12 protein-coding genes are annotated in these 11660 nt (G+C 66.8%); 8 read left to right on the forward strand and 4 right to left on the reverse strand.

The features are described from left to right. The first annotated feature begins 17 nt into the window (after positions 1-17). Both ACFXHA_RS33160 and ACFXHA_RS33165 read left to right on the forward strand, forming a co-directional pair. On the forward strand, positions 18-1592 hold the full coding sequence (locus tag ACFXHA_RS33160; RefSeq protein WP_379363131.1) for an MFS transporter: 1575 nt from the start codon (positions 18-20) through the stop codon (positions 1590-1592). A 148-nt stretch (positions 1593-1740) separates the two neighbouring features. Continuing rightward, entirely contained in the window at positions 1741-2628 is an 888-nt protein-coding gene (locus tag ACFXHA_RS33165; protein ID WP_379363133.1) for a hypothetical protein, read from the forward strand. Here the strand turns inward: ACFXHA_RS33165 and ACFXHA_RS33170 are convergent. Beyond that, positions 2606-3460, reverse strand: coding sequence for a DUF1266 domain-containing protein (locus ACFXHA_RS33170; protein WP_379363135.1), 855 nt, complete (start codon positions 3458-3460; stop codon positions 2606-2608). The genes ACFXHA_RS33165 and ACFXHA_RS33170 overlap by 23 nt on opposite strands. Positions 3461-3614: 154 nt before the next feature. Here ACFXHA_RS33170 and ACFXHA_RS33175 point away from each other — a divergent pair, with 154 nt between their 5' ends. Beyond that, positions 3615-4604, forward strand: a complete 990-nt coding sequence (locus ACFXHA_RS33175) for a diiron oxygenase (protein ID WP_379363137.1) — start codon at positions 3615-3617, stop codon at positions 4602-4604. A 4-nt stretch (positions 4605-4608) separates the two neighbouring features. On the opposite strand, the gene ACFXHA_RS33180 is transcribed toward ACFXHA_RS33175, so the two are convergent. Beyond that, positions 4609-6054 (reverse strand): MFS transporter, encoded by a 1446-nt coding sequence (locus tag ACFXHA_RS33180; RefSeq protein WP_379363139.1) that lies wholly within the window; start codon positions 6052-6054, stop codon positions 4609-4611. Between the two features lie 145 nt (positions 6055-6199). On the opposite strand from ACFXHA_RS33180, the gene ACFXHA_RS33185 reads away from it, so the two are divergent. Continuing rightward, complete coding sequence (locus tag ACFXHA_RS33185) at positions 6200-6679, forward strand: MarR family winged helix-turn-helix transcriptional regulator (protein WP_379363141.1); 480 nt, start codon at positions 6200-6202, stop codon at positions 6677-6679. A gap of 5 nt (positions 6680-6684) precedes the next feature. Here ACFXHA_RS33185 and ACFXHA_RS33190 read toward each other — a convergent pair whose 3' ends face one another. Both ACFXHA_RS33190 and ACFXHA_RS33195 read right to left on the reverse strand, forming a co-directional pair. Beyond that, complete coding sequence (locus tag ACFXHA_RS33190; protein ID WP_379363143.1) at positions 6685-7305, reverse strand: hypothetical protein; 621 nt, start codon at positions 7303-7305, stop codon at positions 6685-6687. Between the two features lie 61 nt (positions 7306-7366). Next, positions 7367-9019 carry a hypothetical protein gene (locus ACFXHA_RS33195; RefSeq protein ID WP_379363145.1) on the reverse strand — a complete coding sequence of 551 codons (1653 nt, stop codon included), beginning with the start codon at positions 9017-9019 and terminating at the stop codon, positions 7367-7369. Positions 9020-9132: 113 nt separating this feature from the next. On the opposite strand from ACFXHA_RS33195, the gene ACFXHA_RS33200 reads away from it, so the two are divergent. Genes ACFXHA_RS33200 through ACFXHA_RS33215 form a run of 4 tightly spaced genes read left to right on the forward strand, consistent with a single transcriptional unit; the run spans position 9133 to position 11657 of the window. Then, on the forward strand, positions 9133-9654 hold the full coding sequence (locus ACFXHA_RS33200) for a MarR family winged helix-turn-helix transcriptional regulator (RefSeq protein WP_379363146.1): 522 nt from the start codon (positions 9133-9135) through the stop codon (positions 9652-9654). Positions 9655-9712: 58 nt separating this feature from the next. Then, entirely contained in the window at positions 9713-10126 is a 414-nt protein-coding gene (locus tag ACFXHA_RS33205; protein ID WP_379363148.1) for a hypothetical protein, read from the forward strand. Then, positions 10123-11007: an NmrA family NAD(P)-binding protein gene (locus tag ACFXHA_RS33210; protein WP_379363150.1), complete on the forward strand. Its 885-nt coding sequence runs from the start codon at positions 10123-10125 to the stop codon at positions 11005-11007. Before ACFXHA_RS33205 ends, ACFXHA_RS33210 begins: the two co-directional genes overlap by 4 nt. Further along, positions 11004-11657 carry an NUDIX domain-containing protein gene (locus ACFXHA_RS33215; protein WP_379363152.1) on the forward strand — a complete coding sequence of 218 codons (654 nt, stop codon included), beginning with the start codon at positions 11004-11006 and terminating at the stop codon, positions 11655-11657. Before ACFXHA_RS33210 ends, ACFXHA_RS33215 begins: the two co-directional genes overlap by 4 nt. The last annotated feature ends 3 nt before the right edge of the window (positions 11658-11660 follow it).

The following is an 11660-nucleotide window of genomic DNA, read 5'->3' on the forward strand; positions in this document are numbered from 1 at the left end:
TCATATCGAAGGTTTCCATGACTGCGCCTGTGACGCTGCCGAAATCACGGCAGCGGCTGATCCTCGCCGTACTCCTGCTCTCATCCCTGTTGATCTGGATCGACAACACCATCCTCGCCACCGCGCTGGAAACCCTCGCCGATCCGGTGCGCGGCCTCGGCGCGAATCCCGCTCAGCTGCAATGGGCTTCGGGGTCCTACACGCTGGTCTTCGCCGCGCTCATGTTCACCGCCGGGGCACTCGGCGACCGGTTCGGGCATCGGACCGTACTGGCCACCGGATTGATCGTCTTCGCGGTCGCCTCGGTCTGGGCCGCCTATGCCGGTGACCCCGCGCAACTCATCGCCGCCCGCGCGGTGATGGGGGTGGGCAGCGCGCTGATCATGCCCGCCACCATGGCCACCGTCACCTGGACCTTCACCGGACCGGACCGTGCCACCGCAATCGGATTGTTCTCCACCTCCGCGGGCGTGGGGCTCGCCGCCGGACCGCTGCTGGCGGGTGTGCTGCTCGACCATTTCTGGTGGGGCTCGGTGTTTCTGGTGAACGTGCCCGTCGTCGTGATCGCCTTGGCCGGTATCGCGGTCTTCGTCCCGAACTTCCGCAGCCCCACGCCGCGGCCGCTGGATCTCACCGGGTTGGCGCTGTCGGTCACCGGATTGACCGCGCTCGCCTACGGGCTGATCCGGGCCGGGCAGGTCGCGGCCTGGACGCCGGTGCAGGTGTGGGCGCCGATCGCTGTCGGCGTGGCCTTGCTGGCGACCTTCGTGGTGGTCGAATTGCGTTCCGCACAGCCGAGTTTCGACCCGCGACTGCTCGCCCAGCGCGTATTCGGCGGCGGCAACGCGGCATTGGGCCTGCTGTTCCTGGCCATGACCGCGAGTGGGTTCTACGGCGCGTTCTATCTGCAAGGGGCACGCGGCTTCTCACCGCTGGCGGCCGGTCTGATCAACTCCCCCGCCGCACTGGGCGTCATCATCGGCGGGCCGCTGGGGATCCGGCTGGTGCGCCGTTGGTCGCTGCGCTCGGTCAGCGCGATCGCCCTCACCGTCGGGGCGCTGTGCATGGGCAGTATCGCCTTCTTCGGACTGCACACGCCGATCATCTGGAATGTGATTCTCTCTGGTACGCAAGGCTTCTCGATCGGCATGGTGATCGGCTCGGTCACCAGCGCACTGATGAGCACCCTGCCGCTCGAACGGGCCGGAGCCGGGTCGGCGGTCACCAATACGGTTCGCCAGACCGGCAGCGTCCTGGGTATCGCGGTCGGCGGCACCATCATGGCCATCACCTACCGGACCGGAATCCAAGGCGCGGTCACCGATCTTCCCGACGCGACCCGCGAACCCGCTCAGGTCTCCGCCGAACAGGCTCGCCACGTCGCGGCCGCGATCAACCGCCCGGATCTGGCTCACGCGGCCGACGATGCTTTCATCCACGCCATGCACGTGGGTTCGGTCTGGACGATGCTGTTCGCCCTCGCCGGGGCTGCCACCTTGGCCGTCGTGCTGCGCTCACGCCACGCTTCGTCGAGCGCAGCCGGGGAGACCCCCGCCGCCGATCAGCAATTGGCCGCCGCCGACAGCCGCTGACCGCCGTTCAGCTCACCTTTGCCACGTAAGACGGTTTTCGGCAGGGAAATTCAGTGCTCGACACTGCCCGGAACCGAGGATGTCCGAGGGTTTCGCTACGCTGCAGATTCGGGATGGCCCGGCGGTGGAGTGAGGGAGGGCAGGGGCGATGCTGGAAGTGTGGGGTAGGCGCACGGTCATCCGTTTCGGGGAGGGGCGGCTGGTCACCCAGCCGTTGCAGGCCAATGATGAGAGCGCGCTCGAAGTGCCGATCTCGGTGCTGCGCCGCACCCGGGTGGCCACCACCGAGGACGGTCGCATCGCGGTGCTGCTGTACTTCCACTCCCCCGAGTACGTGGTGAACGGTGTTGCCACGCAACACCATCCGGTGCCGGTGTTCCTCGAGCCGGAGCTGCGTGAACAGGCCGCCGAACTGGTCCGGGCCGTCGAACGGGAATTGCTCGATACTCGGCGGATCCAGCCGCCGCGACCGGATCTCACCCCGCCGCCGCTGGAATCCTCACCGCACGGCCCGATGCGGCGGGACGTGACCGCGGCCGCGCAGCGGATGCGATTCACCGGGCATGTCACCCACCGCATCACCGCGTTGCAGACCCTGGCCAGGGCCGACGAATACGTGCTCGAACTGGCGCAGGCCACCTACACCGGAATACCGGGGTTACTGGCCGTCACCACCCGGCGGCTGCTGTTCCTGGGCACGAACGCCATCCACGAGCTACCGATCGCCGTCGTCGACCGCACCGAGGTGGTGCCGCCGGCGGCGCCCGGCGCGGTCGCGACGCTACGGGTGCACGCCTTCCCCGCCGCGCACGAGTTCATCGATTGGGAGGCAGCGGATTTCACGCGGCTGGCCGAGGGCTTGCGACTGGCCTGCGAGATCGAACAGCTCGACGGCTCGATCGGCCCGGCCCGGCCGTCCGCGGTGGAGTTGTTCGCGGAGTGGCAGTTGCTGACGGAGCGTCGCCGGCTCGGCATGGTCGAGGACGAAGCTTTTCAGCGTCAGGCCATCGGCATCATGCTGGCGCTGCCGAACTGATCGGCGTGCCGGGGTGCAGGGCCACCCGCCGCCACGGGCTCGACGGCCGAATGTGGAAGCCGTGCAGTACTTTCCGGCGTTCCCCGACCTGTTCCCGGGCCGCCGCGAGATCGCGGGTCGCGGCCCAGAAGATCGCCCCGGTCAGGAAGCCCGATCCGAATTGTCGCCAATTGCGGTAGTGCGCTTGCGCGATGGCGAGCCCGGCCAGCAGGTGCTGCCACGCTTCGTCCTCGGTGAGGTACCCGGCGGTGTGTGCCGCGCGGGCGATGAACACCACGCGCGCCAGATCCCACGCTGTCGCGTCGGTGTGCAACGGCTGCGGCAGACCGTCGACGATGCCGAGTTTGATGGCCTGCAGCCAGGCGTCGTAGTCGCGGTCGAGTCCCGCCGCACCCTCGTAGCCGCGGAATTGCGAGAGCAGGTGCAGGAAGTCGCGATGCCCGGAGGCGATGCCGGAACGGTCGGGCCGGTAGGACTCCTTGGCCGCCTCCGATGCCAGCGGGTGGATCAGCGCGAACAGCGGTGCGTGCATGCCCGCGAGCAGCCGGCCGATGGTGTCGCGGGCATCCTCGGCATTGTCGACGCCCCACGCGTCGTGCAAACCGTCGATGGTCCGCTCCCGCAAGGTCTCGGGGCGGCCGGGTAGTTCCGGCGCGAAGGCGACGGTGTCGTGGTAGGCGCCCCAGCTGTCGGCGTAGTACGCGCCGATCGCGAGCGCGCGAATCCGGTCCTCGGAAATCTTCGCGCCCGACCACGGATCGGGGCTGAAACTCACCTCCGGGGTCGGGAATCCGATGATCCGTGGCATGTTCGCGGGTGCGATCTCGACCATCAGCCCTACCCCCTCATCCGTGTGGATCCGATCCGCCGAAATCCTACCGGCCCCGGACTGCTGGGTATTTACCGTGCGCCGGGCAAATCCGGGGTTGTCTGTAACCCTGGTTAGCACTTATCTTGGACTGTGTCGCACCACACAGGAGGCAATGATGGCTCTGACGACGATGTCGGGCAAAGTTCCTGCGGCACGGGACTACACGGACCTGCTGCACACCCTCTCGGAGGGATCGGTGCAACGCCGGTTCGATCCATACCTCGATATCCCCTGGGACGCACCGGAATTCGCGATCGACCCGCACGATCCACGCTGGGTGCTGGCCCCGGAAGTCGACCCGCTGGGCGCGACCGAATGGTATCGGGCACAGCCGCTGGAACGGCAGATCGAGATCGGGAAGTGGCGGATCGCCAACGCCGTCAAGGTCGGTGCGGCCTTCGAGAGCGTCCTGATCCGCGGAATGATGCAGTACATCATGCAGCTGCCCAACGGCTCCCCCGAATTCCGCTACTGCCTCCACGAGATGACCGAGGAGTGCAACCACATTCAGATGTTCCAGGAGCTGGTGAATCGCATCGGCGTGGATGTGCCCGGGATGCGGCCCATCTTCCGGCGACTGTCGCCGTTCATCGGAGTGGCCGGCGGGTACGCGTGGGCGATTCTGTTCATCGGCATTCTCGGCGGTGAGGAACCCATCGATCACTATCAGAAGGCGGTCATCCGCAATGGCGCGAACCTGCCGCCGGCGGTAGTGCGCTGCATGGAGATCCATATCGCCGAGGAAGCCCGGCACATCTCCTTCGCCAACGAGTTCCTCAAGGAACACGTCCCGGCTATGAATATCGCGTACCGCAATGTCTGCGGTATCGCCTTCCCACTCGCCATGCGATGGCTGGCCGGTGAGATCATGGCTCCCCCACCGGAATTCGCCCGCCGCTTCGACATTCCACGCGAGGTCATCAAGGAAGCCTTCTGGCAAGGCCCGGCGGGCGCGAAGACCCTCACCGGCTACTTCGGTGACATGCGTTCCCTCGCCGACGAACTGGGCCTGATGAACCCGGTCACCCGCCGACTGTGGAAATTCCTGCACATCGACGGAGACCGGTCCCGCTACCGCAGCGAACCCGAGCGCCGCGCAGCCTGACACCTCAGGAGCTGGATGCGGCCGCCGGTTGGGCCGGGCGGGCGGCCGATTCGGGCGTGGCACGGCGGACCGGGATGGCGGCGGCGATGAGGGCGGCGAGCAAGGCGACGCCGGTGCCGATCAGGAAGACGACCCGGAAGCCGTTCTCCGTCGGAATGGCGTGACCCGCCACGGAAATCGTCATCTGTGCGAGCACCGCGCCGACGACCGCCGAGGACACCGAGGTGCCGATCGAGCGCATCAGGGTGTTGAAGCTGTTGGCGGCGGCGGTCTCCGACTGCGGGACCGCACCCATGATGAGGGCGGGCATCGCGCCGTAGGCGAAGGCGACGCCCGAACTGCAGACGATGTTCACCACCAGCAGGCCCCACACCGAGCCCATCAACGGCACGCCCAGGCCGTAGCCGACGGCCATCACGAGGGCACCGGTCGTCAGCGTGACCTTGGGACCGCGCCGTGCCGACAGCTTCGCGCCGATCGGGGAGATCAGCATCATCATCAATCCGCCCGGCGCCATCCACAGGCCCATGGCCAGCATCGACTGGCCCAGACCGTAGCCCAGCGCCTTCGGAAGCTGCAGCAGCTGCGGCACACTCAGTTGCAGTGCGTACATGCCGACACCGAGGGCGATGCTGGCCAGGTTGGTGACCAGCACCTGCGGGCGGGCCGTGATACGCAGGTCGACCAGCGGTTCCGGTGCGCGAAGTTCCCACCACATCCACACCAGCAGCGACGCGATCGAGGCCGTGAACAGTCCCAGGGTCGCCCCGCTGCTCCAGCCCCACGCGGCACCCTTGGATACCGGCAGCAGCAAGGCGACCAACCCGGCACCGAGCAGCAGCGCACCCGGGACATCGAAACGCCCCGACGATCCCTCGGCGCTGCCCTCCGGTACGACGACCACCAGCAATGCCGTCGCGACGGCGACGAGAACAGCTGCGGCCCAGAACATTACGCGCCAGTTGCTGTACTGGGTGACCGCCGAGGCCAGCGGCAGGCCCAAGGCGCCGCCGATGCCCAGCGACGAGCTGATCAGTGCGATGGACGCACCGAGCCGCTGCGGCGGCATCACATCGCGAAGCAACGCGATGGCCAGTGGAATCACGCCGACGCCGAGCCCCTGCAGGCCGCGACCGATGATCATCGGGATCAGTGATCCGGCCAGCGCGCAGGTGATCGAGCCGATGATCAGTGGCACGGTCGAGGCGATCATCATGCGGCGCTTGCCGTACATGTCACCGAGCCGACCCGCGACCGGCGTGGCCACGGCGGCGACCAGCAGGGTGATGGTCACGACCCACGAGGTGTCGGACGCCGTGGAGCCGAGGAGCCGCGGCAACTCGCCCAGCAGCGGCACGACCAGGGTCTGCATGAGCGAGGCGATGATGCCGGTATAGGCCAGCACCGCCAGAATGCCGCCGGTCCGCGGCCTGGCATCGGGTTGGGTCACGTGCTTCTCCTCAACACTACGAGCAACTATGTGCAATATACACATCGCGTGCATTGCGCATATCTAGTGCCGTATGCACATCCCGTAGGGTGTAGTGATGAGCACGCGGAACGCCGGTCGACGCGGATCAGCGGAAGGAACGGAATTGACCAAACCCACCGACTTGCTCGAGTTCGAGGCGATGCTCTTCGGGCGCTACAGCCTCATCTCCCGCAAGGGCCACGACCGGCTCGACCGCAGCGCGTACACCATCCTGAGCCTGCTGCGCACCAATGGTCCGCTGTCCATCGGTCAGCTCAGCGAAGCCCTCGCCCTGGACGTGTCGACGCTGAACCGTCAGACCGCCGCCATGATGAAATCCGGTCTCCTGGAACGCATCCCCGATCCGGACGGCGGGATCGCCCGCAAGTTCCGTGTCACCGCCGACGGTGCCGCGACGCTGGAAGACGAACGCACCGAAAGCATCCGCCACCTGGATGCCATCCTCGCCGACTGGCCGGAGGCGGAGGTCGCCACGCTGGCCGCCTATCTCGGGCGCTTCAACACCGCCATCGAGCGGTATCACGGCCGCCCATGGCCGCGTCCCGCGACAGCTCTACCGGCAGAGCCGCTTCAGCATCCCTGACCGCGTCACCGTCGACCGGTGACGCCCCAGCCGACGCGAACATGGTCGACGCGGTCGGGGTGGACGTAGTCCTTGAACAACTCCCGCGCCCGAAATCCGGCACTGTCACTGGCGTGTTCGAGTTCCAGCAGGTCCTGCCAGCGGTGCGCGCGGTCGAGCATTTCGGCGGCCAGCAGGGACAGGGCGGGTAGCGGGCCCGCGGTGGCCGTGGCGACGAGGGCGTCGCCGCCGACGGTCTCGGCCCAGATCGTGCGCAGTTCAGCCGCGTCGCAGCGCTGAATGAATTCGAGGACGGTGCGGGGTTTGCGACCGTTGGGCGGGTCCATGACCAGGCGGATCGCCAAGTGCCGCTGCTGATGTGCGAGGTAATCGGTCACCGTCAGGGCCGGAGGCAGCGGGTGGTCGCAGTCGAGCATCTTCTGAAATTCGGATCCGTTCAGGGTGAAAACCCATTCCGGCAGCCGGGGGCATACCTTGCGGGACGGAATGTGCAGGGTCGGGCTCTCGGCCGCCGGTAGGCTTGCAACCGGTGCGGACGCGGCGACAGCCGGACCCCGGGTCGCGACCGCTGTCGCGCGACGCACCATCCGCCGCAGGCGGGTGAATCGGAAATCGTTGTCGGACATGATCAATCCTCCCCAATCCGGAGGCGCGCCCGAGCGCCCCCGAATCCTCCACTGTAGCGACTCAGTTCGCGGGGAGTTGGGTGGTGTTCTTCTTGCCCTGGTCGGTGACGGTCAATGCGATGGCCTTGCCGCCGCCGTCCCAGGCGTCGAAGTCGAAGGCGGCGGTGGCGGTTCCGGACACGGCGACGCCGTCCTTGCTGAAGGTGCGCTTGCCGTGGTCGTCGATGCGCTCCATGGTCACGCCCAGCGAGGCGGGTGCGCGGGATTTGGTGGCGTCGACGGTGAAGACGTTGCGGTCCAGCGGGAGTGTGACCTCGACGGTGCCGCCCGGACCGACCGCGGCCTTGCTGACCGCGAAGGCGTAGTCGGAACTGTCGTAGCTCTCACCGATCTCGATATCGGGAGCCTGAGCGTCGGTGGAGGTGTATTTCACCCGGTCACCGTCGATTCCCATATCGATCGTGGATGTGGCGCCGGGCGCGAGGTTGATGCCGCCGACCGAAACGTCGAAGGCGCCGCCGAGAATCACCACATCGGACTTCTGCGTCTTCTTCAGTCCCGCGCCGTCCACCGTGACGGTGAAATGCGTACCGGCCGGGATCTGGTACTCCGGTTCGAACTTGTAGGTGGAGTTGTTCGACTTGACGTCGACGAAGCGCGCGCCCGGAATCTCATTGATCCGCTTGCCGTTCACGTAGCCGATCCGCTTGCCGCCATCGGCGGTGATCAGCAGGTGTCCGTGGTCGACCGGATCACTGTCGAGGAACACCGTCAGCGCCGGGCCGCCGGGCTTGGCACCCTTCGCACCCTTGGTGTCGTGCACCAGATACGGGAAGGTCTGTTGCTGCTGCGCGGGCGTCGTCGGATCCAGCATCAGCGTCGCGGTGCCCGCGTCGCCGTCGTAGGGCTCGCTCGGATCGGCCGGATTCGAGGCGGTCTGATAGCGCCAGGTGTCGGCGTTGCGATCGACATCGATATGGCTGGTGACGCCGGGAAAGTTGTTGTCGTAGATGAGAATCGAAGACTGTCCGTTGCCTTTGTCCTCGATCGCATAGGGCGTGACCTCGTGGCCGCCGGTCATGTCCCGCTTGTAGAAGCCGACCGAATATGTCTCGGCCGCACCGGGTTTCAGGACCTCGGTCAGCTTGTCGACGATCTGCTTGGGGCTGCCCTTCACCTGACCAGCGACGACATTCGGCATCCACTGGCCGACGAACTGCTGGGCGATCATCTCCTGCAGTGCGGCATTGTGGGCCAGATCCAATTTCACGGTGCTGTCGGCGCCGTACTTGGCCGGATCGAGTTTGTGCATGGCCACCAGCAGACTGGTCACCGACATGCCGTAGCAGTGACCGTTCGCCATGCCCTTGTTCTGTTCGGCCATCCAGGTCTCGGCCTGCGGGATCAGCTCGCAATCGCCCTGGGTGCTCGCGCAGACCGCGTCACCGAACAGGGCACGCATCGTATTCGCGGTCAGATTGATCGGGCCGCTGTCGTTGCCGTAGTTCTGGAAGCCGAAACCATCGACGGCGGGCCGGAACCCGGAGTCTGCCACCAGTTTTCCGGTGGGCGTGTAATCGGGCTGACTCCCGCCGGTGGACGAGCCCTTCGCGGGGGCGGTGCCGCCGGGGGTCGCCGCCGGGGTGGAACCACACCCGGCCACCGCCAGAAGCAGTATCGCCGCCGCGGCCCGAAGCCTGGATTTGTTGCGCATGCCCAGACCATCGCAGGCCGGTCATCATCGATCGATCACGGCGAGATCATGCGCCGAAGAGATCTACCTCGCAGTCCTTTGACCACAAACTAGTTAGGTGCCATATTAGTTACATGGAGACCGGCCCGTCGAGTATCGACTCCCCCACCCTGGCGCAGGCGCGCAAGCAGATTCGACGCTACGGGCTGGAAGCGGAAGCCGATCCGCAGGCGGTACTGGTCGCCGTGCGCCTGTTGGCCGCCGGCACGAGGCTCGGGCAGGCCGCCGAGACGCACTTCACCCGATTCGGGTTGTCCACCGGGCGGTATCGGTTGCTGGCCGCGCTCGAGGACAGTGACGGCGAGCTCGCGCCATCACAGTTGGCGGCCGTCCTCGGCGTCACCCGGGCCACGGTGACCGGGCTCATCCACGGGCTGGAGCAGCAGGGGCTGGTGGTGCGGCGCGCCTCGACCGAGGACGGGCGCGCGGCGGTCGCCGTACTCACCGCGCGGGGCGCCGAGAAGCTGCGAGAGGTTGCGCCGGAGCATTTCAGCCGGTTGCAGTCGATGGTGAGCGGACTCTCCCGCGAGGAGCGGGCCACCTTCCTCGACCTCCTCGAACGCATCAACCAGGGCATCGCCGCACTGACCGATTGACCACGGACGGGCAGTGAGCCGAGGTTCGTCACGATCATATAGTTAGGTACCTAATCAGATGGCTGCAGCGATCACGAAGACTCGGTTCGTCTTGTGGCGGGAGGTGCTCTTCGCGTATCTGGCACCGGCGATCTGCGCCGGTGCGGGCGGATTGATCACCGGCCGTGCGGATCTCATGGTCGCGGCACTCACATCGATCGCCGGGACGTCCGCGGTGGTCGCACTGGCGATCGGAATGTGGCTGCAACACAGAGGGATCCGCTACCCGAGGTTGCGACGGACAACACCCGTTCGGCTGGCCGTGGCCTCCGGTATCGGAGCCGTCGTGGTCGCCGTCGCACTCACCCAATTGCTCGGATCGGTAGCGCAACTACCGAACCGCCTGAGCGTCGATGTCCCGATCGCGGCCCTCATCGCCACCGTGATCACTACGGCGCGCTGGAGTTCGACCTATCGGAAGGAAGACAGATGATCGTCGTCATGGGAGCCACCGGCACGACCGGAAATGCGCTGGTCAATCGCCTCGCCGCCCTGAAGGTGCCGTGCCGGGCGCTGACCCGGGAGCCGGATCGCCTGCGCGCCGACCTGAATGCGTCCGCCGGCGTCGACGTCCGATACGCCGACGCGACCGACCCGGCATCGCTGCGCTCCGCATTCGCCGGTGCGAGCCAACTGTTTCTGACCATGGTGAACCGCCCGGATCAGGTCGAACTCGAAACTCGCGCAATCGAGATCGCCGCAGCCGGCGGCATCGATCACATCGTCAAACTCTCCGCACCGGCGGCCGAGCCGGACGCGCCCGTGGCGATCTCGCGGTGGCACCACGCGATCGAGGAGGTGCTGCGGGACTCCGGCCTGACCCACACCATTCTGCGGCCGTACGCGTTCATGCAGAAGCTGCTCCTGCTCGCGCCTCAGGTGGCCGCGCAGGGCGTCATCGTCGGCACCATGGGCGGGGCCGCCTGCAACTATATCGACTGCCGCGATCTCGCCGATGTCGCGGCGGCTGCCCTGACGCGGACTGAAATCGCCGGGGGTACATACACTCTCACCGGTCACGAGACCTACAGTTACCCTCACCTCACGGCCATCCTGAGCACCCTGCTGGACACCCCCGTCCGCTATATCGACCTTCCGCCCGCCGATTTCCGCGATCAGCTCGTCGAGCGATCCGGCATGCCCGGTTGGCTGGCCGACCACGTCACCGAGATTCAGCGCATGGCCATCGCCCGACCGGAACAGCCCACCGGAGCCGTCGCCGAGATCCTCGGCCGACCTCCTCGCACGCTCGAGTCCTTCCTGGCCGAGAATCTGAAGGCGTTCGGCCGCACCGCGATCGAGACCGTCCGATGACCGACGGTGTCGACACCCCGGATCGCCGCGGCCGCACCGGCCTACACCTCCACGGCCGCGACCTGACCGGAAACCCGCGCGTACGAATCCACGATGTCGAGGTGCTCGCCAGCAACTGGTACATCCTGCGCAACACCACCTTCGACTACCAGCACAACGACGGCCACTGGACCCGCGAACAACGCGAAACCTACGACCGCGGCGACGGCGCCACCATCCTGCTCTACAACACCGACCGCGAAACCGTCCTGCTCACCTGCCAATTCCGCCTCCCCGCCTACGTCAACGGGCACCCCGACGGCATGCTCCTGGAGACCGCGGCCGGACTCCTGGACGGCGACAGCCCTTCGGAGGCGATCCGCCGCGAAGCCCAAGAAGAAACCGGCCACCACATCGGCGAAGTCCAACCCGTCTTCGAAGCCTTCATGAGCCCCGGCTCCGTCACCGAACGCCTGCACTTCTTCGCGGCCCCCTACGACTACGCCGCGACCGGCAGCCACGGAATCGCCACCGAAGGCGAGGACATCACCACCGTGGAAATCCCGTTCCCCCAGGCACTCACCATGATCCGTACGGGCGATATCGCCGACGCCAAAACCATCATGCTCCTGCAATGGGCCGCACTCGACGGACCGTTTCGACGCCGGTAGCGG

This window comes from Nocardia sp. NPDC059240 (assembly GCF_042753865.1).
GTDB lineage: Bacteria > Actinomycetota > Actinomycetes > Mycobacteriales > Mycobacteriaceae > Nocardia.

What these genes read in the sequence shown, in the direction of transcription:
- ACFXHA_RS33160 (WP_379363131.1), top strand. Translation starts at nt 18, where the DNA reads ATGACTGCGCCTGTGACGCTGCCGAAATCACGGCAGCGGCTGATCCTC.
- ACFXHA_RS33165 (WP_379363133.1), top strand. Translation starts at nt 1,741, where the DNA reads ATGCTGGAAGTGTGGGGTAGGCGCACGGTCATCCGTTTCGGGGAGGGG.
- ACFXHA_RS33170 (WP_379363135.1), bottom strand. Translation starts at nt 3,460, where the DNA reads ATGGTCGAGATCGCACCCGCGAACATGCCACGGATCATCGGATTCCCG.
- ACFXHA_RS33175 (WP_379363137.1), top strand. Translation starts at nt 3,615, where the DNA reads ATGGCTCTGACGACGATGTCGGGCAAAGTTCCTGCGGCACGGGACTAC.
- ACFXHA_RS33190 (WP_379363143.1), bottom strand. Translation starts at nt 7,305, where the DNA reads ATGTCCGACAACGATTTCCGATTCACCCGCCTGCGGCGGATGGTGCGT.
- ACFXHA_RS33195 (WP_379363145.1), bottom strand. Translation starts at nt 9,019, where the DNA reads ATGCGCAACAAATCCAGGCTTCGGGCCGCGGCGGCGATACTGCTTCTG.
- ACFXHA_RS33200 (WP_379363146.1), top strand. Translation starts at nt 9,133, where the DNA reads ATGGAGACCGGCCCGTCGAGTATCGACTCCCCCACCCTGGCGCAGGCG.
- ACFXHA_RS33205 (WP_379363148.1), top strand. Translation starts at nt 9,713, where the DNA reads ATGGCTGCAGCGATCACGAAGACTCGGTTCGTCTTGTGGCGGGAGGTG.
- ACFXHA_RS33210 (WP_379363150.1), top strand. Translation starts at nt 10,123, where the DNA reads ATGATCGTCGTCATGGGAGCCACCGGCACGACCGGAAATGCGCTGGTC.
- ACFXHA_RS33215 (WP_379363152.1), top strand. Translation starts at nt 11,004, where the DNA reads ATGACCGACGGTGTCGACACCCCGGATCGCCGCGGCCGCACCGGCCTA.